The organism is Flavobacterium sp. N502540 (assembly GCF_025947365.1).
Taxonomy (GTDB): domain Bacteria; phylum Bacteroidota; class Bacteroidia; order Flavobacteriales; family Flavobacteriaceae; genus Flavobacterium.
The window spans coordinates 1,046,136-1,072,344 of the sequence record NZ_CP110012.1 but is presented as its reverse complement, the minus strand read 5'-3'; the positions used below and the strand labels follow the sequence as shown (position 1 = coordinate 1,072,344).

The following is a 26,209-nucleotide window of genomic DNA, read 5'->3' as shown; positions in this document are numbered from 1 at the left end:
TCAAGCACAATTAAATAATTCTTTATGAAAAAGCTTTATTTTCTACTTCCTTTTGTTTTTCTGGCCTGTAAATCAAATCCCGTTACAGTAAACACTACATCTTCAACAGCTGTTTCAAAACCTATTGAAGTAACCTATAAAGTAAAAGAATCTGAAGTTTCAGATTTTCTGAAAGAATTGTCTTCCGATGAGATGGAAGGTCGTGAAACTGGCACAAAAGGAATCGAAAAGGCAGCCGTTTTTTTAGAAAATTTTTTAAAGAAGAACCATGTGGCACCTTATTTTACTACCTATAAAGACACGTTGGCGAATTTTAAAACACCAGCCTATAATATTGTGGGAGTGATAGAAGGAACCGATCCTGTGTTGAAAAAAGAATTCGTGGTCTTAAGTGCGCATTACGATCACATTGGATTAGAGAAAAAACAACAGACAGATGTTGTTTTTAACGGAGCGAACGATGATGCGTCCGGAGTTACAGCAGTTGCAGAGATGGCAAAGTGTTTTAGCGAAACAAAATCGAACAAACGCAGTATTCTTGTTGTGTTTTTTGCCGGAGAAGAAAAAGGACTATTGGGTTCTAAAAGTTTGGTGCAAAAACTTAAAAAGCAAAATTTTAATTTATACGCACAATTGAATATCGAAATGATTGGTGTACCTATGAAACGGGATTATCTGGCCTATATCACCGGTTTTGATAAAACCAATATGGCTGCGAAAATAAATGAATACACGGGTAAAAAGACTATTGGGTTTTTACCAAAAGAAGCAGAGTACAAACTGTTTTTCCGATCGGATAATTATTCTTTTTATGAGGCTTTCAAAAAACCATGTCAATCTATAAGTACTTTCGATTTTGAAAATTTTGACTTTTACCACCATGTCTCAGACGAATTTAAAGTAATGGATATTCCACATATGACTTCTTTTATTCAGGAGTTTCTACCGGCAGTGACCAAAATTGCAATCACACCCACAGAGGAAATTACGATGAATAAATAATTCTGTCCTTTTATTCGATTTGCTTATTTTTGCTTTATGAAAAATATTATAGTTACCGGAACCAGTCGTGGAATTGGTTACGAATTGGCATTGCAGTTTGCTAATGCAGGCCATCAGGTTTTGGCAATTTCGAGAAAAACACCTCAGGCACTTTTGGAGCATCAAAACATTAGCTGTTTATCAGTAGATCTGTCGGATGAAGCAGCTTTACAAGAAGTAGATCAATTTCTTTCGTCTGCCTGGAAGAGAGTGGATGCAGTGGTTCATAACGCAGGTGCATTGTTGTTAAAGCCTTTTGCTGAAACCACTCAGTCCGATTTTGAAAGTATTTATAAAGTGAATGTTTTTGCGGTTGCCAACTTAACTCGTATTTGTCTTCCTTATCTTCAAAGCGGTAGCCATGTGATTACAATCAGTTCTATGGGTGGAGTGAGGGGAAGTCTGAAATTTGCAGGTTTAGCAGCTTATAGTTCCAGTAAAGGAGCTGTAATTACTTTAACCGAATTGCTGGCGGAAGAATATAAAGAAAAAGGAATCTCATTTAATGTTCTGGCACTGGGCTCCGTTCAGACCGAAATGCTAAATGAAGCTTTCCCGGGTTATCAGGCACCAATATCCGCCGAAGGAATGGCAACGTACATTTATGATTTTACACTCAACGGAAATAAATATTTTAACGGAAAGGTTTTAGAAGTTTCGTCTACTAATCCATAGTTAATTAGAATTATGAATTGTGAATTATGAATTATGAGTGAAAGTATTATTAAAATTAAAAGTTTTGAATTAGCAGTTAAAGGAGTTAATTTTTATAAATACTTAATTTCTGAAAAGAAAGAATTTATAATGAGTAAACAATTTTTACGTTCTGTTACTTCAGTAGGAGCAAATGTTCGTGAAGCTATTAATGCACAAAGCAAAGCTGACTTTATACATAAATTATCAATTTCTCAAAAAGAGTGCGACGAGTCACTGTATTGGTTAGAGCTTTTACGGGCAACTGATTATGTTTCGATTGCAGAGTTTGAATCTATGTACAATCAATGTGCGGAAGTGCTGAAAATTATAAAAAGCATCCTAATTACATCAAAAAAGAATCTGAATCGGAATTAATAACTCATACTTTATAATTCATAATTATTTTGAGCGAAACTTTAGCTAAATATATACCGGAACATGCTGTAAGGCCTGTTTTTGATTTGATTGTTGCCAATCAGGTTCATCTGAAAATCGTGAATGAACGTCAGACGCGTCATGGGGATTACAGAAGAGGACCTAGTGGCAAACATGAAATTACGGTGAATGCAAGTTTAAATAAATATCGTTTTCTGATCACGCTGATTCATGAAATTTCGCATTTAGTAGCGTTCGAAAAGTTTGGCAGAAATATTAAACCTCATGGAAATGAATGGAAGTTTACCTTTCAAAGAATGATGGTTCCTTTTATTCGTCCTGAGATTTTCCCAAGTACTTTATTGCCGTTATTAGCCCGACATTTTAAGAACCCTTCAGCAAGTAGTGATACCGATACGACCTTGTCTTTGGCCTTAAAGCAATACGATGCACACAACGATAAGAACTATATTTTTGAAATCCCCTATGGAAGTGTATTCAGGATTAAAAATGGTAAAACATTCAAGAAATTGGCCGTTAGAACCAAACGTTTTGAATGTATCGAAATTAGCTCAGGAAAAACATACCTGTTCAATCCAAATGCCGAAGTGGAGATAATTCAATAAAAGAAAATTGCAATAAAAAAAATCCAAATTCCAACTGTAATAGTATTGGAATTTGGATTTTTTTTATTGAGTTTTTCAGCGGAATTTGGAATTTAAAAACGCTATCCTTTCAAATAAGCCTCTCGTACTTTTTTAAACAGATTAGAAGAATAAACGAATTTTACAATGGCTTCGTTATCCGTTCTAAAGATTTCTTCTTTAGTCCCCTGCCACGCTTTAACTCCTTTTTTCAGGAATACAATATTCTCACCAATTTCCATCACCGAGTTCATATCGTGAGTATTAATAACCGTAGTAATGTTGTACTCTTCTGTAATTTCCTTGATCAGATTATCAATCAGAGTAGAAGTATTTGGGTCCAGACCGGAGTTAGGTTCATCGCAAAATAAGTACTTCGGATTATTTACAATAGCACGTGCAATCGCAACACGCTTTTGCATTCCTCCCGAAATTTCTGAAGGCAATTTTTTATGGGCATCAATTAAGTTTACTCTTTCCAGAACAAAATCAACACGTTCTTTGACTTTAGCCTTGTTATCGTTTGTAAACATTTTTAACGGGAATGCGACATTTTCTTCAACAGTCATCGAATCAAATAAAGCACTTCCCTGAAAAACCATTCCGATCTCAGTTCTTAATTCTCTTTTTTCATCCGGATCCAGTTCTGAATAAACGCGGCCATCAAACTCAATAGTTCCATTATCAGGAGTATGAATTCCTAACAGACTTTTTAATAAAACAGTCTTTCCGGATCCACTTTGCCCAATAATTAAGTTCGTTTTTCCAGTTTCAAAAACGGTCGAAACACCTTTTAGAACCTTGCTGTCGCCAAATGATTTTTCTAAATTTTTTACTTCTATCATGATCCTAGTAACAATTGTGTTAATATATAATTAAAAAGAATGATTGAAACCGAAGTCCAAACAAACGATACTGTACTGGCCTTACCTACCTCAAGTGCGCCACCTTTCATATAATAACCGTGAAAAGATGGAATGGTAGCCAACAGCATAGCAAATATTAAAGTTTTAATAAAAGCATAAACAATGTGAAAAGGAATGAATTCTATTTGGGCTCCAATAATAAAGTCATTGCTGCTAGTAAAACCTCCGTAAACACCTGCCAACCATCCACCAAAAATTCCTAGGAACATACTGATTCCAATCACAAAAGGATACAATAATAAAGCGATAATTTTAGGGAAAACAAGATAGTTCAGAGAGTTTACACCCATCACTTCCAAGGCATCGATTTGCTCTGTAACACGCATAGTTCCGATACTTGAAGTAATAAAGGATCCCATTTTTCCGGCCATAATTACCGAAATAAAAGTAGGAGCAAACTCCAAAATCACAGATTGACGTGTAGCAAAACCAATTAAATATTTTGGGATTAAAGGATTAGTTAAGTTTAAAGCTGTTTGAATCGCAACAACACCTCCAACAAAGAAAGAGATAAAGCAAACGATACCCAGAGAGTCAATAATTAAATCATCAATTTCTTTAAAAATTAATTGTCGCATAACAGGCCATTTGGTCTGTTTATTGAAAATCTCTTTCAGCATTAAAAAATATTTCCCAACCTGGGATAAGTAACGAATTAGCATCATAGTTTTACAAATATTGGCTAAATTAAGGATTAGTTTACAGTTTATAGTTTCAGTTTACAGTTTTTTAATTTTTTTTAAGATTATAAAAACTTCTGTTTCATTTTCTGCAAACGATAACTTCTAATAAATTTAGCTTGTTCGGGAGTAACGAGTAATGGCGTTTTTGCTTTTTTTGCTTTCCAGAATCCACGGATATAATCCAAAAATAGAAATGGTTTTTTCTTCATCATGGCCAGTTTGGCCGATGCAATTGCGGTAATCCAGAAACCATATCCTAAAGTAAAAAAAGCTTCACCTTGTTTGTATCGGGCAGTTTTGTTGTAGTTAGCACCAGTTGGTTTCAGATGTTTTACGTGTAAAGAAGCGTCAGTAACAATTTTCCATCCGTAATATTTACAAAGAAGTTCGTCTACCGTATCCCAGCCCATAGCAGGTTTTAAACCGCCAATTTGCTGAAATGTTTCCTTGCGATAAGCTTTGAGTGCTCCGCGAATATGATCTTTATCGGTAAGGTTTTCTAAAACCCAATCTCCATTTTTTTCAATATAACAAAAACCTCCTGCCATTCCGACTTTTGAGTCAGACTGAAAATGTGCAATAATAGTTTCGAAATAATTGGAAGGAAAAATAAGATCACCGTCTATTTTTACCATAATATCATAGTCGGAATCCAAAGTTTCTAAGCCTTTCTGAAACGCCTGAATCACTTTACTTCCCGGCATATGAATGGCATCCGATGTTTTGTTTACAACAGAAATAAAAGGATTTTCTTTTGCAAAACCCAGTACGATTTCTTCTGTTCGATCTGTTGAATTGTCATTTACCACAACAACTTTTGATGGTAAAACAGTTTGTGAAACCAAAGATTGCAGGGTTAGACCAATAAGGTCCTGCTCGTTGTGTGCGGGAATAACAATGTAATACTTCATAATTTTCAATTTAAATCCCAATTCTTTAAATTCCAAATTCCAATCAAAACGGGCTTAATTGGAATTTGGATTTTTTTATTGGAATTTGACTTTAGGCTTTTATTTTTTCCGCCACAACAATATAATATCGTGGAGTAAAATATCTCAATAAAGGTCTGAAACCAAACTTTTTTACCGGATGTGTAAATTTTTGACGATCGGTAATTTTCCAGCCTGTTTTTTCTAAAAGCCAGTCCAATTGCCAGTCTTCAAATTCATGATAATGTCTGTCCCACATATCAGTTTTAGAACGATATGCAGATGAAAACCATAAACGCAATGGAATTGATATTAACAATTTATCACATTTTACATTTTGCAGAATGGTATAGGGATTTAGCAAATGTTCGAAAATTTCAAAAGCGGTAAAAACACTATATTCTTCCGTTTGTAAAGCCGTTTGATCGTTGTCCAGATCTTCGCCTTTTGTATTTTTTACAGTATAACCATTTTCTTCCATTATCTTAGAGAATGGATTTGGTACACCAAAATCAAAAATAGTCTCTGATGTTTTAACGTGTTTTTGTAAAAATTCTAAAGTAAGTTTGAATCTTTTATTGGGAAACGTTTTTTCGTACATAGTCATTGCGAGGAACGAAACAATTTCTCGTTCTTGATTTTATAATTAGGTCGCAAATATACTAAAAAAAGTCCGCACCATAAGTTACGGACTTTTTTAGTTTAGAGTTTACAGTCGCAGTATTTAGTCTCAGTATTCAGTCTCAGTATTCAGTCTACTGAATACTGAGACTGAATACTGAACACTGTGACTTAAAAACTAGTATCTGTAAACAAAAGCATTGACATTCATTCCTGCTCCAACAGAGGCAAAAATAACGACATCACCTTTATTTATTTCGTGATTTTCCAGTTTACCCTGAATCAATAAATCGTAAAGAGTTGGTACCGTAGCAACACTGGAATTTCCTAAATCATGTATGCACATTGGCATAATGTTTTCAGGAGGTGTTTTTTCGTATAGTTTATAAAAACGGGCAATAATGGCTTCATCCATTTTTTCATTGGCCTGATGAATCAGAATTTTTTTCACTTCATCAATGGATATTCCACTTTTATCAAGACAGCTTTTCATGGCACATGGCACCTGACTTAAAGCAAATTCGTAAATTTTACGCCCGTACATTTTGATGTATTTAATGTCCGGATCTAAATCAGGGTTGTATGATTTTCCAAAGAATAAGTAGTTGGCTTCATCAGTTGCAAAAGTAGCACTTTCGTAAGATAGTAATCCTGCTTCATCATCAGAAGCTTCTAAGATAGAAACACCTGCACCATCTGAGTAAATCATAGAATCACGATCGTGATCGTCAACCACTCTTGACAGTGTTTCAGAACCAATTACCATCACTCTTTTTGCCATGCCTGATTTTATAAAGGCATTGGCCTGCAGGACACCTTCAATCCAGCCCGGACAGCCAAAAATAATATCATAAGCCACACATTTAGGATTCTTAATGCCTAGTTTGTTTTTTACACGTGTCGCTAAACTTGGAAGAATATCAGTTTGATGGGTTCCCGCTTTTACGTCACCAAAATTATGTGCGTAAATGATATAGTCTAAAGTTTCGCGATCTATTTTAGCATTTTCAAGAGCTTTTTCGGCAGCAAAAAAGGCCAAATCAGATGAGGTATATTGATCTTCGGCATAACGACGATTTTCGATACCGGTAATGCCTTTGAATTTTTTTATTACAACTTCGTTAGGGTAACCAAAAGGAGTTCCGTCTTCATTTAAAAAAACATGATCGCCAAAGTCAGTATTGCTTACTTCTTGAGTAGGAATGTAACTTCCTATACCTATTATTTTTATTTTCATTATTCCTTTATTGTCCGGTAAATTTAGGGCTAAAGTATAAATAAAATCATGATAACTATCATAAAAAATACTATGCATGCATATAATTGAGGAATAATAATTTTTTGGGGGATATATTGGTTATTTTATAATGAATTACAGATTTTAGCGAGATTTCAAACGTTTGCGATCGGTGGTTTATGGGTATGATTTTTCTCTTAGAGTAAAAAGCGTTTTTTGATTTGTTACAAATGAAACATAAGTGTAAAAATGTGTTGAAATAAAAAGAGAGGGAAAGTTTTTTAGTTTGAGGTTTTAAGTTTGTACTGGGAGGTAAAACTTTAGATCTGAAACCAAAATAAAACCCGACAGATTTTTAAAAACTGTCGGGTTTGGATATTAAAAGAAAAACTTAATTTTTAGTTTTCCATATAAGCTTCAATAGGAGCACAGCTGCAAACTAAATTTCTGTCTCCGTACGCATCATCTACACGACGAACTGAAGGCCAGAATTTATTGTCGGCAATGTATTCTAATGGGTAAGCTGCAGTTTCTCTCGAATATGGGAAATCCCAAGTGTCAGCAGTTAACATTGCTAATGTATGAGGTGCATTTTTTAATACGTTGTTTTTATCATCAGCTGTTGCAGCTTCAATTTCTTTTCTAATTGAGATAAGAGCATCACAAAAACGATCTAACTCTGCTAAATCTTCAGATTCTGTAGGTTCAATCATTAAAGTTCCGGCAACTGGGAAAGAAACGGTAGGAGCATGGAAACCATAATCCATTAAACGTTTAGCGATATCGCCTACTTCAATTCCGTTTTCTTTAAATGAACGGCAATCTAAGATCATTTCGTGAGCCGCTCTTCCGCATTCTCCTGTATAAAGAATTGGGTAGTGGCCTTCGAAACGTGTTTTCATGTAGTTAGCGTTCAAAATAGCATGCTCAGTAGCACTTTTTAATCCTTCACCACCCATCATTGTGATGTAGCCGTAAGAAATTAAACATACTAAAGCTGATCCGTAAGGTGCAGAGGAGATGGCTGTAATTGCTTGTTCACCACCTACTTTAAGGATTGGGTTTGTTGGTAAGAAAGGAACCAGTTTTTCATTCACACAGATTGGTCCAACTCCAGGTCCACCGCCACCGTGAGGAATAGCGAATGTTTTGTGTAAGTTTAAGTGACAAACGTCAGCACCAATTGTAGCCGGGTTAGTTAAACCAACCTGAGCATTCATATTCGCACCATCCATATATACTAATCCGCCATTGTCGTGGATTAATTTAGTAATTTCAATGATTGAAGATTCGAAAACTCCGTGAGTAGAAGGATAGGTTACCATTAAACAAGATAAATCATCTTTATGTTCGATCGCTTTTTCTCTTAAATCCTCTACATCAATGTTTCCTTCCGGAGTAGTTTTGGTTACAATGATTTTCATTCCGGCCATAGCTGCAGAAGCAGGATTGGTTCCGTGAGCTGATGAAGGAATCAAACATACATTACGGTGACCATCGTTTCTTGACATGTGGTAAGCACGAATAGCCATTAAACCGGCATATTCTCCTTGTGCTCCTGAGTTAGGTTGTAATGTTGTTCCCGCAAATCCGGTAATTACATTTAACTGCTGCTCTAATTTTTTAAGCATGGTAATGTAACCTTCTGCCTGTTCAACTGGTGCAAAAGGGTGAATGCTGTTCCAGTTAGGCATTGATAAAGGAAGCATTTCTGAAGCTGCGTTTAATTTCATTGTACAAGAACCTAATGAAATCATCGAATGATTCAATGATAAATCTTTACGTTCTAATTTTTTGATGTAACGCATCAACTGACTTTCCGAATGATGATTGTTGAATACATCATGTGTTAAGAAAGGAGAAGTTCTTTCTAATGAAGCCGGTAACTGACTTGCTGCAGATAATTCAGAAACGGTAAAAGTTTCTTTCCCTAAAGCTTCAGCAAAAATGGCAATAATTTGGTTGATGTCTGCAATTGAAGTCGTTTCGTTGAATGAAATCGAAATAGATTCGGCATCAGGATAGAAGAAGTTTACTTCGTTTTTCTCCGCAACAGCTTTTACTTTTTGAGCGTCAGCTTTTACTAAAATAGTATCAAAGTAAGCAGTGTTGATTTGGTAAACTCCTAATTTATTTAAAGCTTCAGCAGCAGTAACCGCCGATGCATGAACTTTGTTTGCAATGTATTGTAACCCTTTTGGTCCGTGGTAAACCGCGTACATTCCGGCCATAACCGCTAATAATACCTGAGCAGTACAAATATTTGAAGTCGCTTTTTCACGTTTAATGTGTTGCTCGCGAGTTCCTAACGCCATACGTAACGCACGGTTTCCGTTTACATCGATCGAAACACCAATAATACGGCCCGGCATAGATCGTTTGTATTCTTCTTTAGTAGCAAAGAATGCAGCATGAGGTCCGCCATAACCCATTGGTACACCAAAACGCTGTGAAGTTCCAACTACTACAGCAGCTCCCATTTCTCCAGGAGAAGTTAAAGTAGCTAATGATAAAATATCAGCAGCGAAGGCCACTTTAATTTCATTTTCTTTTGCTTTAGCAACAAAAGCGCTGTAATCGTTTACCTGACCATATTTTCCCGGGTACTGTAAAATAGCTCCGAAAAATTCATTTGAAAAATCAAATGTTTCATGGTTTCCAACTACTAATTCAATTCCAACAGGAGTCGAACGTGTTTGAAGAATAGATAAAGTTTGTGGCAAAATTTCTTCAGAAACGAAGAATTTGTTTGTATTGTTTTTCTTTTGGTCACGTGTACGAACGTCAAATAATAACGCCATAGCTTCTGCGGCAGCAGTTCCTTCATCTAATAAAGAGGCATTGGCGATTTCCATTCCGGTTAATTCAATAACCGTAGTCTGGAAATTTAAAATGGCTTCAAGACGACCTTGAGCAATTTCAGCCTGATAAGGAGTATAAGCTGTATACCATCCCGGGTTTTCAAAAATGTTTCTTTGAATTGGAGCCGGAACGATTGTTGGATGGTAACCCAAACCAATGTATGATTTGAATACTTTATTTTTCTTTCCTAATTCCTGAATATGGTTTGCAAACTCATATTCCGTCATAGCCGGATCTAAGTTTAATGGTGCTTTTAAACGAATATCATCCGGAAGGGTTTCATAAACAAGTTGTTCGATCGATTCAACTCCGATAGTCTGTAACATGTGTTGAAGATCTGTTTCTCTTGGACCAATGTGTCTTAAAGCAAAAGCATCTGTTTTCATATAGTAGTAAAAGTGTTGTTTTTTAGTCGCGCAAAATTAAGTATTAATAATAATTTAATGCACATTTTTAACTTCATTTTTTGTGAAATTTTCAATTAAAGATATGGTTTCTTAATAATTGATTAGATTTGAATAATGAAAGTGTTAAAGTACATATTAGATTTTTACCTGAATGGCAGTATTCATGTGGCTTTGTCATGTTACGCACTCATTCGGATTACCTTTCATGTGTTTCATATTCAGTACGATGAGTCGATGGCATTGTTTGGTTTTTTCGGAACAATTGTGGGGTATAATTTTGTTAAATACGATGTTTTGGTTCGTGTTCAAAAGAAAAAAATCGGAAACCAGTTGAAAATTATTGCTGTTTTGAGTTTTATGTCACTGTTTTTGGTGGGCTATTATTTTTTTCAGTTGAAGCGGATTACCCAAATTATTTCAATTGTGATTTTTTTGATAACGGCACTTTACACCCTTCCGTTTTTTCCGAATCGGAGAAATGCACGAAATTGGGCAGGTGTAAAAATTTATATCGTGGCAGTTTGCTGGGTGGGTACTACCTTGGTTTTACCTTTGATAAATGCCGAAATTCCTTTTACCAGTGATTTTTTTATAAAATGCATTCAGCGTTTCGTTTTAGTTTTTGTTCTGGTTTTGGTTTTTGAAATTATCGATTTAGCCAATGACGATCCGCATTTACAAACGGTTCCTCAAACAATAGGGGTAAAACGAACCAAAATTTTAGGACTCTTATTGCTGATTCCTTTTTGGAGTTTAGAAGTTTTTGTTTCTACTTTTAATTATCATGATGCTTTTATCAATCTGATTATGATTTTTGTATTGATGTTATTTATTGCATTTGCAAACCCCAACCGCTCCAAATATTATACTTCTTTTTGGGTGGAAAGTGTGCCGATATTTTGGTGGCTGATGATACTGTTTCTTTAAAGTAGTTTTCCTAAAATAAAAAACCGATGCGCATACATCGGTTTCCTTAGGAGTGAAATAAAATCTTACTTCGTTTTTTGTTCTGCGAGGGCTTTATTCAGGTCGGCTTTAGCTTCGGCTAGTTTCTTTCTTTTCTTGTCAATTTTTTCTTTACTTTCCTGATCTTTTATGGCTTTGTTTAGATCATCGGTTCTTTCCTTGACTTTTTGCTGTTTTTCCTGAACTTTTTTGTTAAGGTCTTTGTTTACTGTTTTTGTCGTACAGTTTTTTTTGGTTTTCGAGATAGCTTCTTCGACTCCTTTTATTTGATTTTGATTGCCGGCCTTTTTGGCAGCAATCAATTTTATGTTTAATTCACAGAGTTTTCTTTCACAGCCTTTTAGTGTTTTGCAATTGGTTTGTGCAAATCCAATGAAAGAAACAGTAAAAAAAACAACCGATAGTATTTTCGCCTTTAATGTCATAAAGTTTAGTTTTAGTTTGTTTACGGATTCTCGAAAATCGTGTCTGACTATAAAAGTAAGAAATTTAAAGTTCTTTTTCCGAAACTATTTTGAGTGTTTTATTTCGTTCCAAAAGGAAGTTCGTAAGATGTTTTTCTAAAAATAAAATATCAAAAAGTTCACCTAAAATCCCATATGGAGTTTCATATTGCAGTTTATCTTTCATAATAGTAAATCCGTCTTTTTCTTCAAAAAAATGTTCGTGTTTGAAAGATTTGAATTTGCCCTGTTCCATTTCGTCGACAAAGTAAGTATAAGGTTTCATTGCTGTAATTCGGCTTTTATGAGTGAGATAAAAACCGAAATGTTTGCCACGCCAGGTCACTGTTTCATTTAAATGGATTAAGCCGGATGTTACACCGGCAATTGCTTTTTCTTTTGATGGACTTGCAGATTGCTGATGAATATCAATATTTCTTGAAGCATCAAAAACCGATTTTTGAGAGGCTTTTATTCGGGTTGTAAGGTTTAGGACCGTCATTTTCGGTATCATTTTTTTAGGTTGGGGATATGAGTGTTACCGATATGTAATCTCTCGAGATTAATTGCCCCATATATCTAATTTTAATTAATTACCACACTTCAATTTGTGAAACTGCTCCTTTAGGAGCGATATAATGATAATATATCTTATCTCGGAGAGATTACATATTGGTAAAAACTACTTCGCCGCCCTGCATAACTGTCCCGTAGGGACTATACGAGACTTAGCACAAAGTGATTTTCGTAGCTTTTTTGGTTTCAGTACAGTACTTCGATTCTTTTAGGATAAGAGATTCTGAAAAGCTGGATCAATATTTTCAAACTTAAATTCAAATCCATTTTCCTGTAGTCGTTTCGGAATCACATTTCGACTTTTTAAAACCAGTTCTGTTTCTGTCCGAATGATAAAAGACCCGATTTCTAAAAAGAATTTGTTGAGTGAGATTCCAAAAGGTACACCAACTGCTTTTCGAAGTTTTTGCATAAAGTCAGTATTTGAAATTGGGTTTGGCGAAACGATATTTACTTTTCCGGTCATTTCTTTTTTAATTATAAACTCGATTGCACGTACAAAATCATCTTCGTGAATCCAGCTGATCCATTGATTTCCTTTTCCTTGTTTTCCTCCAAAACCTATTTTAGCCAGAGTCTTCAACGGAAGAAGAGCACCACCGTTTTTCCCCAGAACGATTGATGTTCGTAATGCCGTTTTCAGAGTATTTGGAGTTTCTGTTTTAAAAAAAGCTTTTTCCCACGAGAGAGCCACATTTATAGAGAAGTCATTTCCGATCTCGCCCTCGACTTCGTCCATTTGTTTGTCTAAAGAAAAACGGTAAATGGTGGAAGTTGACGAATTGAGCCAATGTTTTGGTGGGTTTTTACAATTCAAAACGGCTTTGTTTAAAATTTTTGTGCTTTCAAGACGAGACAATAAAAGTGCTTTTTTATTTTTTGAAGTATAACGGCAATCAACAGATTTACCTGCCAGATTAATTAATACCGTGGCATTTTCCAGTTCGCTTTCCCAGCCTGAAAAAGTTTTGGCATTCCAGTTTACATATTTTATCCCATCAATGATTTGTGACTTCCTTCGAGTCAGAATAACAATTTCTTCAAATTTGTTTTTGAAATGATGTATTAAAACCTGTCCCAGAAATCCTGTTCCGGCTGCGATGATGAGTTTGCTCATTATTGTGTTTTTTTGGCACGAATTGCCCGAATGGTAATCCGTGCAATCTGTGACGATTTTTTTAAATCAGTTTAGAATGAAGAATAAAGCAATAATTCGATAGAGAATCCAGGTGTAAGATAAGTAAATTGGAAGTTTCAAAATTTTGATTCTTCTGAAATGTTCCAGAAATAGGATCAAAACGGTGACTCCGAACCATCCTAAAACGATACTTTCAGTAAGCGGTATAAATTTACTCAGAAGCAAGACAGGACTTAAAATTAAGGAACCCATTAAAGAAACGGTCATTAGATTTCCGGCATAATTCATAATGGTTTGTTTGTCAAATTGGAATAAAAACAAACTTTGGAAAACAATTTGACCCAATGCAATAATGATTTCTCTTGAAATACTGGTTTTCGGTAAACCCGGAATCAGATTGGCATAACCAAAAAGGATAGAGCTTGTTACCGTTAATGCAAATCCGATGAACAGAAATCGATATTTATAATTAAAATCGGGAGTACATTGTAATTTGTTTTCTTCGACTGCATTTCCAGGGATAATTACTTTTCGATTGTAGGAAACAAAAGAATACATTTTTTTGAGGATAAAGTGAATCGGTTTTAGAGTTGAAATTTTTTCAATAAGCGGAAAAGAAAAACCGACAACTTTAATTAAACTGTCAATTCCATAAGTTACGGTTTTTGTTTTGTTATCAATCAACGCGATTTCGTTTGGAGCGCGTTTTAAATCAACAAAATTTTGTTCTTCTTCAGATAGCTGACAGTATGATTTTCTTCCGTTTTGATCTAACATGCCGCTTTTTACAAAGCCTGTTGTGTATAAACTGCATAGCGGACAATCTTCATCGTAAAGTAGGGTTTGGTTTTCTAACGTTTTCATGATTTTTGATTTTAAAGTTTAGAATTGGTTAATCGATTTCTTCTAAAACGGGAATGATGGTCAATTTTCTTTTATTTTGAACAGTAATTTCTGAACCTTTAGCTAAGAAAACGGATGTTGGCTTTGCATGTTGAAGAAACTGAAAATCCTTTCCGTATGTTTTTTGAAAATCGATATCAATATTGTGATTTAAAACTTCAAATTGTTTCCATCTCGGATGCTGGACTTCATACTCAAAAGTCGTTTCTTCATCAATTTTGGTATATCCGAAATAATGTTCTGTAATGAATTCTGCTTCAGAATCAACAGCAATCTCGATCAAATTCTTTTCAGTTTCCAGTTGAATCGTATTCCATTTTTCTTCCTTTTTCCATTGATAGATGAAAACAGTAGTGTTCTCGTTATCCATAATGCTGTGATTCATTTTTTGAGTTTCATAATGTTCCTGATACAAAGTATTGGCCATATAAGTGATGACTTTTTTAGGAACAATTTCTTTTATGAAAACAACGCCGCGTTTCCATTCTCCCTTTTCAAAACGTTTTACATAGAACCTTAGATTAACTTCTTCAAAATTGATATGAAACGGAACTTTTACTCCTAAAACTTTTGTGTTTTTAAACATGAAACCAACTAAACTCACATAACATTTGTTGTTCCAGATATCTATTTCAGTTCCACTGGGAGTATATTTTTCTAAAATTTCAGCATCAATTTCGTAATTAAAAAGGGCTAAGTTTTTCCATTCTGCTTTTAAGAAATTCATAGATTTTCTTTTTTATAGATTAGTACTGAAAGATAAATAGCTAGTAAGGGAGGAACAGTCAGTAAAAAAAATTCCAATATTTGATAGATGCGGAAATACGAAGCGATAAAGTATGAGGCAGAATATAAAAGAACTCCAATTATATAGATTTGAAAATATCGGTTGTGTGGTTCTTTAAGGATCATTTTTATTCCTATTAAAACCTGAATAAAACCAGTAAGTATAGTGGAAAGTAAAGAAAAAAAGAAAGCATTTTCTTTAGCAATAGGATAAGTGATTAAAATTAAAAATGGAAGTCCTATCGCAAAAGTGTTGAGTTGTTTTATAGTTTTCATAGTTATTGTTTGTTTTAAACTTTCAGAAAAAAATGAAAGTTTTTATTAAATTTTTTTATTTCATGATTTTAAGGACAAGACGCCCCAGCCAGTTTTCATTAAATTCAGTCATTTTATCCATCATATTATCTGCCTTTAAAACAAAATCATACAATTTAGAAGTCTGATCTACAAAGTGCTTTTCTTCAGCAGTATCATTTGCTCCAATGGTAGAAACTTCTTTTAATATTTTAAGAGCAGGTTTAATTTCTCTTTTGCTTCTTTCTTTCGCAATTTTTACGGCCAGTTCGTCCAAATCCTTTTCAGCAGTAAAGAACTCTCTTCTTTCTCCGGCTTTGAACTCTTTGTACACAATTCCCCAATCCATTAAAGCTCTCAGGTTCATGCTGGCGTTTCCGCGTGAAATTTGTAATTCGTCCATGATATCTTCCATAGAAACAGCTTCGTTCGAAACCATTAACAGCGCATGAATCTGTGCCATAGTTTTATTAATACCCCACTGAGAACCTAATGCTCCCCAGGTTTGTACGAACTTATTTTTTGCTTCTTTGAATTCCATGAAACAAATGTAAGTAAAAGTTTTTAAACTTTCAAAAATAAATGAAAGTTTGTTTAGTAAGGTTTTTTTAAGAATTATCTTATGTCTTGTTTTTTGTCTCTTATGACAGATAATTCTCATTTTATAACATTTTTTCGATTAGATCTTCATATCTAAAATAGCTTTGATATAGAAATTTAATGAAAGAAAATCATTTAAGTAACTGATTAATTATTAATTAGTTGAGATTGAAAAAGTGGAGCAGAACCCACTCGAAAAAACGGACTGTTTCGCACAGTTAAAAGCGAAGGCGGATCTGAAAAGCCTCATGAGTAGGACAAAAACTATTATTATGCAAGCAATACCTCAAAAAGTAAAAAATGTAAATGTGTATCCTTATGTAGAATGGCATGGAGGAGGAGTTGGACCAGTTATTCTTCCTGTTGTTGAAAAAGCTACCGGTACCTTTGCAGTTGGAACACTTATTAAATCAGTGTTTTATAACCTTGATTTGAACACACTGTCCGAAAAACCAAAATTAGGTGTACACCAAAGATATATAGCAACTGGAGAATATGAAGATGGTACTCCTTTTACTACTCCGTGGATGTATTGTACAAATGCGGGAACTCAGCCTGAGTTTGGAAGAACTATTACGCTTGGTAAGCCAGAATCTGAAACTATTAATGCAGAAACTTTGCCTCCATATATCACATTGGGAGCACTTACTGATATTACAGTTTCTCAGTTATTCCCGGCACCGGCAATAGGACAGAGAGTGTTAATTGAAAACGGATCCGGAAATGTTATCGCTACCAGAACAGGAACACCTCATGAAATGGGAAGCGAAGTAAATACTGGAAACCGTCTGGGTAAATTAACTGCCGGAGCGAAGAATATCATTATTACCGGAAAAAATAAAGAAGGTCAAACAGTGACTCTGGGTAATTTGACTTGTTTGAGTCCAAACGAACCGGCACTCTTCCTGCATCAGTTCGGTTATAGTAATTAAGGAATCAGAAAGTTTCTTCGGTAGAAATTTTTTCCTGAAAAAAGGATGAATCCTCAAACAAAACAAATAATAACTAAAAAACAACAACTATGGGAATAATCATGCCTTATGGTGTCGCAGTTAGAGAAGCTCTTGCCTCTAATGACCTGGCTAAGATGGAAGCTGTTGCCAAGCAAGCAAAGCAAACAATAAGAGATCATGGAGATCTGACTGTAGCTTTATTAGACTTATTGGACGCAATAGATTCTCTGAAGAATAAGAAATAAGCTGACTTGTACAGAAAAACAAGGGGGTATCTGAAAAACCTAAAGAGTAGGAATAATCAAAAGACAAAATATTATGGCAACAGTACTTTACGGAGTGGGAATCAGAGAGGCGATTGCCTCGAATGATTTAGAAAAAATGGTTGCGGTAGCTGAACAAGCTAAGAAAACCATAAGAGAACAAAAAGATTTGCATGTAGCATTGGTAGAATTGCTTGATGCAATTGATGCCTTGAAAAAGAAAAGGTAATCTAAAAAAGACGGTTTATCAAGTTTTACTTTTTAAACCGTCTTTTAAATAATTGTCAAACCATAAACGAAACTAATACCGATTGTATATTCAATATAGTCCAATTGCATTGTACTATTTTCATATTACATTGGCATTATATCAGAAAGCATTGAACTAAAATATAAGTAAAATTGATATATGATGGATACTATTAAGACTTCAACAAGATACAGAGTAAGGGATGATTATGCAACGGCTACTCCAGTGCATGTCGTATGGGAAATTACGCTGGCTTGCAATTTGAAATGCTCACATTGCGGATCAAGAGCCGGAAAAGTAAGACCGGGTGAATTAACTACAGAACAATGTTTTGGGGTTATTGATAGTCTTAAACGTCTTGGTACAAGAGAAATTTCGATTATTGGGGGGGAAGCTTTTTTAAGAAAAGACTGGATTGAGATTATCGAAAGAATACATCAAAGCGGGATCGAATGCTCTATGCAGTCCGGTGCCTATAATTTAAACGAAGAAAGAATCATTGCTGCAAAAAAAGCAGGAATAAATAATATAGGTGTTTCTATCGATGGAATGCCGGATACTCATAATAAAATAAGAGGAAGAAGAGATTCTTTTGAACATGCCGTTAATTGTCTGGGATTACTTAAAAAGCACAATATAACTTCTAGCGTAAATACAGTAATTACAAAAAGAAGTAAAAATGAGATGAATGAGCTTTTGGATGTTTTGATTGAAAATAATGTAAAAAACTGGCAGATACAACTTGCCGTTGCTATGGGGAATGCCGTAGACAATGCGGATGAACTGATCGTTCAGCCTTATGAATTAATTGATTTTTACGATGAGCTTATTGTGATCTACAGAAAAGCCTTAGCCCATAATATCCTAATACAGGCAGGGAATAACATTGGTTATTTTGGACCGTATGAGCACATTTGGAGACAGGGCAATGAAAAATATTATACCGGATGTTCGGCAGGGCATACTGGAATAGGGATTGAAGCAGATGGTAAAATTAAAGGCTGCCCTTCCTTACCAACAAGTGCCTATACAGGAGGAAATGTAAAAGATATGGCACTGGAGGATATTTGGAAATACAGTGAAGAGATGGTTTTTTCCAGATATAGAAATAAAGAAGAATTATGGGGCGGTTGTAAAGGCTGTTATTATGAATCTTCTTGTCTGGCGGGCTGTACCTGGACAAGTCATGTATTGTTTGGTAAGCGAGGGAATAATCCTTTTTGCCATCACCGTGCTTTAGAATTAAAAAAGAAAGGTCTTAAGGAACGAGTAAGAAAAATACAAGAAGCACCGGGCGACTCTTTCGATATGGGACTTTTTGAAATTATTGTCGAAGATGAAAATGGCGTAATTGTAGAAATACAATCACCTCATAGTGAAACTCCTGTTCCTGTTGTTGATGTGACAGCAAGAGTTCCAAGAATACCTAAAGCCTTAAAGTTATGCAATGGCTGCGATAATTATGTATATGAAGAAGAAGAGGTTTGCAGTTTTTGTAACAGCAACGTGAAAGAGGTAAATGATGAATATGCCGCTAAAATGGAAAAAGCAAAACGCTCACTGGAAAAACTAGAATTCTTAATGATGAAATAGTATGGAGCAATTAAGAAGTATTCAATCAGAAATTGATCAGTATTTGCATCATATTGAAGAAGGTTTAAGTCTGTCGGAAATTACGATTAAGTACGGATTAAACTCTTACCGATACGGATCTTCCAGTTTCTTAGAGGCTCTTTTTGACCCGCTTCCAATGACACCACAAACGGTATTTTATGATTTGGGTTCCGGTTATGGAAATATCATTTTATACGGCGCCGTAAAACATCCGGATGTTCAGTTTAAAGGAATCGAAATTCTTGAAGAGCGAAATAAAGTTTGTGTTGCTTTAATCGAAAGAGAAGGACTTGCGAATGCCAGGGCAATTTCGGGAGATATTTTAAAAGCAGATATCTCAGATGGAAATGTTTTTTATCTGTACAATTCTCTTTACGATTTTCAATATGCTGAATTATTAGATAAACTCTATCACATCTCTCTCCATAAAAACATTATTGTAATTGCCGAGTCCAACTGCAGCTTTTTCGATGAAGCCGATTGGTTAGAGCAATATTACTTTAAAGATATTGATGTGCTTCGGAAAATTAAATACTACCGCTCTAAATCTGTTCATTAAAAACCACCAACAAACAATAGAAATCAGAATCATTAATTAACCTAAAATCAAAACAGTTATGGCAAGTTTAAGTTCAATTATTCTTCCAGTTCTTGAAGGAATGGAAGAATCACATTTAAAAGATCAATTATTAAAATTCCTTCCAAATCAGGAGGAAGCATTTTCAAAAATTGAGAAAAGTTTCAATCAGCTGACCTCTAAAGTTCAGGACAAAGAACGTTTACAGCGTTTCTTTCACAGCTGGAGTCAAACCAATAACAGTGCAATGACAGTATCCGGAATCAGCAACCGTATGACGATGCTGGTTCATAAAAATCAACCTATTGCAGATGAAAAAGCACTATTGCAATCGATCACCAGTTTAAACCGTATCGTCGATGAAGATCTGGCGGTGGTAGGCAGAATTTTGCATTCGCAGCTGTTTTATACGATGGCCACTACAATCTGTACAGATGATGACTGGCTTTCCCGACGTTACCTGAATCAAAGTGCCTGTGATTTTAAAGCATGGAAAGATCAAAACTCATTACGAAATAAAGATATCATGATCGCTTTACTGACGACTTTGATACATGAAATTTATACGCATGGAGAAGTAGAACTGATCTTGCCAAAATTCCAGTCCTGGCTGATTAATGATTACGGTTACACAGAAGAAGAGTGCGACAAAACATTAGCATGGATCAGTGTTCACTGTGGACCAACAGAGAAAAATCACTTCTTTTTTGCTGTCAGTTCAATTTTTCACTACGCCAAGGCAATGAATATCGATCTTGAATCGTATGATCTGGAAGCAATTGTCAACGACTATTTAGCAAAAAAATCGGCTGTAATGGTAGATCTTTTGGAAGTGGAAGAATTAAGTTTTTAAATCTACGTATCTAATAATCTATTACAAAAAAAATAAACTTTAACCTTATATGTCAAAAATTAAACTACAGCAAAACCAAGTGGATCAACAGGAAAAATGGAATCAGTTGTTTTTTGAGTACTTTCAGAATATCAACATATTAGGCAGAGATGCTTTTGCTAATTCGTCTGTCGTCCTGTCTCCGGAGTATAACAAACCGATGGATCGCCTGTGCGCTGTTTTAAACAAAGCTTGTACAGCAATTGTTTTGAATTATTTTGAAGACAGCAGAATCCGGAACTATTATCAACTGGAGAATGACCTTGAAGCTTTATTGAAAAAGTGTAATAGCCAAAGCTATAATCAGGGTTTTTATCGCCCTGATTTTTTATATGATACTAATGACCAGGCAAAAATTTGTGAAATAGGAGCACGTTATCCGTTAAATGGATGGATGATCAGTTATTATTTATACCTGATCAACAATCAGACCAATGAGTATAAAGATCAAATAGCTGCAGAAGGCACAGATTTAAAAAATCTTATCGACGATTTGTCTCATCAGTTTGCACCTCATAAAAAAGTAGCTCTTATTCATGATGATGAAAAAGGCAGCGATATTTTTAATGCACAAAGGGAATTGGCAAAATTAAATATTGAATTAATTTCTGCAAAACCTCAGGAGCTCGCAATTGTAAAGGATTCAATAGTGGCCAACGGAGTACCGGTTTCACAATTTATACTCGAAATGGATCGGGAAGAATTAAAAAAAATTAGCCCTGATGTATTGGACAAGTTAATTGAAGAGAATTGTTATTTCAATGACATCCGAACTTTAATCCTTATTCATGATAAAAGAGTTTTGGCTGTCATGTATGATGCCGGGATTATGCAGGACTACCTGAGTAAGGAAGAGTACAATTTTTTGAAAGAGTACCTTATTCCAAGCTTTGTTATTACCGATCCTGTTGAATGTGATGAATTTACAAATACAGAACAAAATCTGATTTTAAAACTAAACAGCGGTGGAAGGGGAATTGGAGCCTATGTGAAAAGTGATTGCACTGATGAAAACTGGAATACTATAGTGAGAGAAAACTGGAACAGCTATCTCATTCAGCATTTTGTAGATCAAAAGGAGTTTGATGATGCTGAAAACAATCGTCAGATTTATTTAGTGGGAATGCTGCTGTGCAAAGATGATAAAAGTTATGGATCCGGTATGTTTCGGGGATCAGATGAATCTGTTGTGAATGTGCATCAGGGAAGAGCTTTGATTTATCCAATAGCACAGTAGTCAAAATATGAAACATACCGTTGTGATACCTCTTTATAATAAGGAAGCTTACATCTATGATACCATTCGTTCTCTGGCTTTTCAGGATAAAAAAGTGTCAGAGCTTATTATTGTCGATGATTGTAGCTCAGACCTGAGTTTGGTATATCTAAAAGACGCGCTCTCTTTTTTTCCCCTCAATTTTTGCAGACGGATGTTCAGATCATCGAGCTGGAAGAGAATAAAGGTCCGAGTAATGCCAGAAATATTGGAATTGAGTTGGCAACCGGAGATTTGATCAGTTTTCTGGATGCAGACGATTGTTATTTACCAACTTGTTTACAGGATAGTAGTTCTGTGATGGAGGAGGAGAATCTGGATGTGCTGATACTTGGCATTATGCTCATCCCATCAAATCATTACTTACCGAAAATTAAATCATTTGAAAAAGAAATGATTCCCTTTTCAGAGGAACTATTTTTAATTCCGGATCCCTTGTACACTATTAGTTCTCCCGATTTTATTATGGGTTTTGGCAGTAATGTTGTGATCCGAAAAAAACATCTTGAAGATATTTTTTATGAGACTGATGTTTCAATAAGCGAAGGTATTGACTTATGGTATCGGGTACTAAAAAGATTACCTCAACCTTCCAGAGTTGGATTACTGAATAAAGCCTGCATCGAAGTACGGGAAGTAGAAGGAAGTTTGTCCAGAATCAGCCCCACAGATTGGAAAGCAATTGAAATCCCGATCATCATAAAGCGGTATAGAAAAAGCTCCAATCGATACGATCAGCAGTTAATGGGAATGTATACCCAGAGATGGCTGGAACACGCCATGGAGCGATTGCCGTCCTGGCAGCAAAAAGGTCTGTTTATTTTCAATCATTTCACATTATTGGTCAAGAACAGTTATTATTTAAAAAGAAGAAACTCCTAAAAACGACTCCTTATGTACCCCGTTTGTATCCCTCCAAAAATAGACCATTCTGAATTACAAGATTACTTTGAATTGGCCAAACAAAATCCGTTGTATATTGAATTTTACAAAGGAAATGATTTTGCTGCCGGAGCACCTGTACTGAGTAAAAAAGAGTTAATGCCAATTTTAGAGGCAAAATTTAAACTTGAGGAAGAAAAAACAGGAGTTTACCTCGTACGCTCAGGCGGGAGCACACAAAAGCCATTGGTTTTTCCGGTTGATATTCAGGAGAATCATAATCAGCGTCTTGCATTGGCAGGCGAACTCACCCGAAATAATTTTTTTACTTCTAAAACAATTGCCCTGAACATTTTTGGCTATTCCGATATGTATCGCACGGCAGCTATTATGGATGATATTCTTGAAAAATGTCAGGCAACAACTTTGGCATTAAGTGCCCATGCCAGTTATGCCGATATGGAACAGGCAGCCCGTCATTTCAAACCTGATTTTATATTTGGAACCCCTTCAAAACTAATCTGCTTTGCTCAGTTTTTACAAAAGAACAACAGACAAATAGAAATCGGGAAGTTGTTTTATGCGGGAGAGTTTTTACGACCTAATACACAAAATTTTTTACAGCAGGTATTGGGTTTTCAGGAAGTGTATTCCATGTATGGCTCTGCCGAAACCGGAATTTGGGCCTGGTCACATTGTACTAAAACGCCATCCTTGTTTTCCGTTATTAAAGGTATTATCGTTGAAATTATAAATCCCGATGAGGAAGGATACGGCACAATAGCGGTTACTAATACATTCCGTAAAAGATTTCCGGTTTTTCGATATGCCATCGGAGATATAGGCCGATGGGTGGAACTGGATGGAAAATCTTTTTTGGAATTAAAATCCAGAGAGGCAAAATCTTTTATAGTTAGTGAACAGCACTACGACTTAGACAAATTTCTGTCGCTTACAAATGAGGCAACCGCTTTTCAGATTCAATTGTCAACAAATAAAAATTTTAAGGATGTTGTAAAGATGTTAATCGTACAAAATGTTTCTGAAGATAAAAGAGAGGCTTTCGTTGAGGAAAAAGGTATAGCATTAAAAAAACTATTGAACTACGAAGATGGTTTTATGGAGGTTGAGGTTTTGCTGGTTACGGCGGCTGATCTGTACATAGATCCCAATACGACTAAAACACCCGTGCTACTGGATCGGAGATAATGCTTTTGTGCAAGTTTGTAATTTTTATTCCCTCTTTAAAAGAATTCTATTCCATTGATTATTTGCTTTATGGATAAAAAAACCAGTCTCATGACATTTTTTTATATCGGGTTTCGTATGCATTGTAATTTTAATCGGGAAAATTAAAAATGCTGGTTTCGTAAAGTTATTCTAAAGGAAATCAGAACGATAAGGTTATCCGTTGAAAATCAAAATAATACCAAACAATCCGAATTAGTAACCCCAAAAGCAAACTACCATGAAAGACTTAACCTCTTCTTCGAAAACATGCGTGGATCCGATACCAGATTCAAGATATCCGGTTTTGGAGCCTTTTACAGGACCTCAGCCCAGACTTCCGCAATTTTGGAAATGTACTTGTGTACTTCACCCTTTTAGCCCCTTGCAGAGTAATAGTACTACTGCCGACAAAGAGAGCCCATTTTTTGAAATTTGTACCGCTACGGTTTATTATGCCGAAGGACTTGGATTAAACGCTTTGCTGGTAGGTGCTTCCGGCAGAAGATGGTGGTACAAAGTAACGCCAACTCAAACAGAAGTATCGACCGACGGAATCCGCTATACACCGATCAATGTAGGTTGGAGAATTCCAACTACAAACTGGTTTGGAAATGAAAGCAGTAGAGCAAAATGTTCAGGAACCAGTTACCTGAACTGGATGAAAGCACAAAAAGTAGATTGGTGGAAAATTCCTGTAGGTAACAGCAGTCCCGCACCTGCTACCTGGATGTGGTTTGATCATAAAACCAATTTTCCGGTGCGTCTTATGTTTGGACAGGGACCTGTTGCACGCCCGGGTTTAGGAGATGTTAATCAGCTGGCCTTATTTCAAATGTTCTCGTTTTCTTATTTCTCCACTTTTGAGAGATTATCAAGCAATCCTTTAAACACACCTTTGGTATCTCCGGTTGTAGAAGGTTTTTCATTTGGAAACCGTGATAACTATGAACTATTTACATGGAATACTAATTTTGGGATGACTGTTTTCATGACACCGGTCAATGAAGCATTCAATCCTCTTCCTACAAGGGTTTTATACAATTGGAGAGACAATTCGCAATACCGCGTTTCATCAGACAGGAGTCAGAGTACACTGATGAAATATACCTACAATCCTACAAATCCATTTACTGCGCAACAAGCGCTTCTTACCGGACCAACTCCTACCGGAATGACTCCTCCACCTAATAGTGGTGCAGGATTTTTAATTAACTATTTAGGAGACAGAATAACAAATGCGATTGGTTTTGGAAATTTTCCATTCCCGCAACAACCGCCAAACTGGGTTCAGATTCCGGCGGTACAAGGAAAAATTCACGCTACTATTGTGAGAAATCCTGCGCTTTGTCCGGGTAATACAGCCACTGTTGTTGGTGTGCATTTTCCACCATCAGGAAATAATTATCCCGATTCTACTTATTTATGGACCTGGTACAGCCCTTTGAATCGAACAGGAAGCAGCAGCCGACCAATAACCTTTATGCAGTCGCAGTCAGGTGTAGGTTTAGGGACGAGTCTTGCTTTGGCAGATTACTTTGATTATGAAGAATTTACAACGCCAATTCCGGCTTGCAATTTCGCGGTTCCGCCAGTTGATTTTACCGTTCAGGCAAAACCGGATCCAAGTACTCCTGATAATCCTAATCCTTCTTATCCATGGCTCGATACAGGTGTTCGATTGAATCCTAGTAGAGTTGCTACCATAAAATATAAAGATGGGCTATGGACGGCGAATCCAAATATCAATAACGGTCATTTGTACAATTCTGCCGGAAACCCAACTTTTATTAGTGCTAAACCCGGTTATGCGCTTCCAGGTGCAAACGAGGGAGCATTGGTAGGTAAAATTGGAGATACTGTTTTCTTAATCGGACTGGGAGCAAACACGCCACCGGGATTAGTTGGGAAATTAGAATTATGCATCAATGACGATTTGAAAGGCATTTACGGAGCAGGTCTGACAGATAATATAGGACAGGTAAACGTGCAGATAAGTGTTAGTTCTCCAAAAAAGGAAAAACTTGAACCCGTAATAAAAAGTGGGACAGAACCTACTCTGGAAAACGAACCGGTATCTGAATAACGAGAAACTTGATCCAATGATAAAAAGTGGAGCAGAACCCACTATAAAAAACGAGGCGGTAT

29 protein-coding genes are annotated in these 26,209 nt (G+C 35.7%); 16 read left to right on the top strand and 13 right to left on the bottom strand.

From position 1 onward, the window contains the following. Positions 1–24 precede the first annotated feature (24 nt). From OLM58_RS04885 to OLM58_RS04870, 4 genes are read left to right on the top strand one after another with little or no spacing between them, the layout of a single operon-like run. Positions 25–1,002 (top strand): M20/M25/M40 family metallo-hydrolase, encoded by a 978-nt coding sequence (locus OLM58_RS04885; protein WP_264531417.1) that lies wholly within the window; start codon positions 25–27, stop codon positions 1,000–1,002. Between the two features lie 36 nt (positions 1,003–1,038). Further along, complete coding sequence (locus OLM58_RS04880) at positions 1,039–1,716, top strand: SDR family NAD(P)-dependent oxidoreductase (protein ID WP_264531416.1); 678 nt, start codon at positions 1,039–1,041, stop codon at positions 1,714–1,716. A 33-nt stretch (positions 1,717–1,749) separates the two neighbouring features. Further along, complete coding sequence (locus OLM58_RS04875) at positions 1,750–2,112, top strand: four helix bundle protein (RefSeq protein ID WP_264531415.1); 363 nt, start codon at positions 1,750–1,752, stop codon at positions 2,110–2,112. A gap of 29 nt (positions 2,113–2,141) precedes the next feature. Then, positions 2,142–2,738: a SprT-like domain-containing protein gene (locus OLM58_RS04870; protein WP_264531414.1), complete on the top strand. Its 597-nt coding sequence runs from the start codon at positions 2,142–2,144 to the stop codon at positions 2,736–2,738. Between the two features lie 101 nt (positions 2,739–2,839). On the opposite strand, the gene OLM58_RS04865 is transcribed toward OLM58_RS04870, so the two are convergent. The 6 genes from OLM58_RS04865 to gcvP all read right to left on the bottom strand — a co-directional run bounded on the left by OLM58_RS04865 (position 2,840) and on the right by gcvP (position 10,400). Next, a complete protein-coding gene (locus OLM58_RS04865) occupies positions 2,840–3,601 on the bottom strand; it encodes an ABC transporter ATP-binding protein (protein ID WP_017495095.1) in 762 nt (253 codons plus the stop codon). Continuing rightward, entirely contained in the window at positions 3,598–4,347 is a 750-nt protein-coding gene (locus tag OLM58_RS04860) for an MlaE family ABC transporter permease (protein ID WP_202703398.1), read from the bottom strand. The genes OLM58_RS04865 and OLM58_RS04860 overlap by 4 nt, the downstream gene beginning before the upstream one ends. An 80-nt stretch (positions 4,348–4,427) precedes the next feature. Further along, positions 4,428–5,276, bottom strand: a complete 849-nt coding sequence (locus tag OLM58_RS04855; protein ID WP_264531413.1) for a glycosyltransferase — start codon at positions 5,274–5,276, stop codon at positions 4,428–4,430. 91 nt (positions 5,277–5,367) lie between these two features. Then, the gene (locus OLM58_RS04850) at positions 5,368–5,895 is read right to left on the bottom strand and encodes a methyltransferase (RefSeq protein WP_017495092.1); all 528 of its coding nucleotides are present in this window, start codon (positions 5,893–5,895) and stop codon (positions 5,368–5,370) included. 198 nt (positions 5,896–6,093) lie between these two features. Then, positions 6,094–7,152 carry a 3-oxoacyl-ACP synthase III family protein gene (locus OLM58_RS04845; protein ID WP_264532424.1) on the bottom strand — a complete coding sequence of 353 codons (1,059 nt, stop codon included), beginning with the start codon at positions 7,150–7,152 and terminating at the stop codon, positions 6,094–6,096. 398 nt (positions 7,153–7,550) lie between these two features. Beyond that, a complete protein-coding gene (gene gcvP / locus OLM58_RS04840; RefSeq protein ID WP_264531412.1) occupies positions 7,551–10,400 on the bottom strand; it encodes an aminomethyl-transferring glycine dehydrogenase in 2,850 nt (949 codons plus the stop codon). A 135-nt stretch (positions 10,401–10,535) separates the two neighbouring features. Here gcvP and OLM58_RS04835 point away from each other — a divergent pair, with 135 nt between their 5' ends. Further along, positions 10,536–11,348 (top strand): hypothetical protein, encoded by an 813-nt coding sequence (locus OLM58_RS04835; protein WP_264531411.1) that lies wholly within the window; start codon positions 10,536–10,538, stop codon positions 11,346–11,348. Positions 11,349–11,413: 65 nt separating this feature from the next. Here OLM58_RS04835 and OLM58_RS04830 read toward each other — a convergent pair whose 3' ends face one another. The 7 genes from OLM58_RS04830 to OLM58_RS04800 form a co-directional block, all read right to left on the bottom strand. Further along, complete coding sequence (locus tag OLM58_RS04830) at positions 11,414–11,812, bottom strand: DUF1090 domain-containing protein (protein ID WP_264531410.1); 399 nt, start codon at positions 11,810–11,812, stop codon at positions 11,414–11,416. A gap of 64 nt (positions 11,813–11,876) precedes the next feature. Further along, complete coding sequence (locus OLM58_RS04825; protein ID WP_264531409.1) at positions 11,877–12,332, bottom strand: SRPBCC family protein; 456 nt, start codon at positions 12,330–12,332, stop codon at positions 11,877–11,879. A 282-nt stretch (positions 12,333–12,614) separates the two neighbouring features. Continuing rightward, positions 12,615–13,523, bottom strand: a complete 909-nt coding sequence (locus OLM58_RS04820) for a TIGR01777 family oxidoreductase (RefSeq protein WP_264531408.1) — start codon at positions 13,521–13,523, stop codon at positions 12,615–12,617. Between the two features lie 66 nt (positions 13,524–13,589). Next, positions 13,590–14,408 (bottom strand): hypothetical protein, encoded by an 819-nt coding sequence (locus tag OLM58_RS04815; RefSeq protein ID WP_264531407.1) that lies wholly within the window; start codon positions 14,406–14,408, stop codon positions 13,590–13,592. Between the two features lie 28 nt (positions 14,409–14,436). Then, positions 14,437–15,174, bottom strand: a complete 738-nt coding sequence (locus OLM58_RS04810; RefSeq protein WP_264531406.1) for a YqjF family protein — start codon at positions 15,172–15,174, stop codon at positions 14,437–14,439. Continuing rightward, positions 15,171–15,509 (bottom strand): hypothetical protein, encoded by a 339-nt coding sequence (locus OLM58_RS04805; RefSeq protein ID WP_264531405.1) that lies wholly within the window; start codon positions 15,507–15,509, stop codon positions 15,171–15,173. Before OLM58_RS04805 ends, OLM58_RS04810 begins: the two co-directional genes overlap by 4 nt. A gap of 55 nt (positions 15,510–15,564) precedes the next feature. Next, complete coding sequence (locus OLM58_RS04800; protein ID WP_264531404.1) at positions 15,565–16,068, bottom strand: GbsR/MarR family transcriptional regulator; 504 nt, start codon at positions 16,066–16,068, stop codon at positions 15,565–15,567. 331 nt (positions 16,069–16,399) lie between these two features. Here OLM58_RS04800 and OLM58_RS04795 point away from each other — a divergent pair, with 331 nt between their 5' ends. From OLM58_RS04795 to OLM58_RS04750, 11 genes are all read left to right on the top strand, one after another. Next, positions 16,400–17,059 carry a hypothetical protein gene (locus OLM58_RS04795; protein ID WP_264531403.1) on the top strand — a complete coding sequence of 220 codons (660 nt, stop codon included), beginning with the start codon at positions 16,400–16,402 and terminating at the stop codon, positions 17,057–17,059. A gap of 89 nt (positions 17,060–17,148) precedes the next feature. Next, a complete protein-coding gene (locus OLM58_RS04790; RefSeq protein ID WP_017495081.1) occupies positions 17,149–17,325 on the top strand; it encodes a DUF1843 domain-containing protein in 177 nt (58 codons plus the stop codon). A 73-nt stretch (positions 17,326–17,398) separates the two neighbouring features. Next, complete coding sequence (locus tag OLM58_RS04785) at positions 17,399–17,572, top strand: DUF1843 domain-containing protein (protein ID WP_017495080.1); 174 nt, start codon at positions 17,399–17,401, stop codon at positions 17,570–17,572. A gap of 180 nt (positions 17,573–17,752) precedes the next feature. Continuing rightward, on the top strand, positions 17,753–19,186 hold the full coding sequence (locus OLM58_RS04780; protein ID WP_264531402.1) for a radical SAM/SPASM domain-containing protein: 1,434 nt from the start codon (positions 17,753–17,755) through the stop codon (positions 19,184–19,186). Between the two features lies 1 nt (position 19,187). Beyond that, complete coding sequence (locus tag OLM58_RS04775) at positions 19,188–19,766, top strand: hypothetical protein (RefSeq protein ID WP_264531401.1); 579 nt, start codon at positions 19,188–19,190, stop codon at positions 19,764–19,766. Positions 19,767–19,824: 58 nt separating this feature from the next. Beyond that, entirely contained in the window at positions 19,825–20,637 is an 813-nt protein-coding gene (locus OLM58_RS04770; protein ID WP_264531400.1) for a hypothetical protein, read from the top strand. Between the two features lie 49 nt (positions 20,638–20,686). Then, positions 20,687–21,913, top strand: coding sequence for a hypothetical protein (locus OLM58_RS04765; RefSeq protein ID WP_264531399.1), 1,227 nt, complete (start codon positions 20,687–20,689; stop codon positions 21,911–21,913). 7 nt (positions 21,914–21,920) lie between these two features. Next, on the top strand, positions 21,921–22,190 hold the full coding sequence (locus OLM58_RS22115) for a glycosyltransferase family A protein (protein ID WP_413614493.1): 270 nt from the start codon (positions 21,921–21,923) through the stop codon (positions 22,188–22,190). Continuing rightward, entirely contained in the window at positions 22,097–22,834 is a 738-nt protein-coding gene (locus OLM58_RS04760; protein WP_264531398.1) for a glycosyltransferase family 2 protein, read from the top strand. Before OLM58_RS22115 ends, OLM58_RS04760 begins: the two co-directional genes overlap by 94 nt. A gap of 12 nt (positions 22,835–22,846) precedes the next feature. Then, complete coding sequence (locus OLM58_RS04755) at positions 22,847–24,043, top strand: hypothetical protein (RefSeq protein ID WP_264531397.1); 1,197 nt, start codon at positions 22,847–22,849, stop codon at positions 24,041–24,043. A 259-nt stretch (positions 24,044–24,302) separates the two neighbouring features. Further along, a complete protein-coding gene (locus tag OLM58_RS04750) occupies positions 24,303–26,147 on the top strand; it encodes a hypothetical protein (protein ID WP_264531396.1) in 1,845 nt (614 codons plus the stop codon). Positions 26,148–26,209 lie beyond the last annotated feature (62 nt).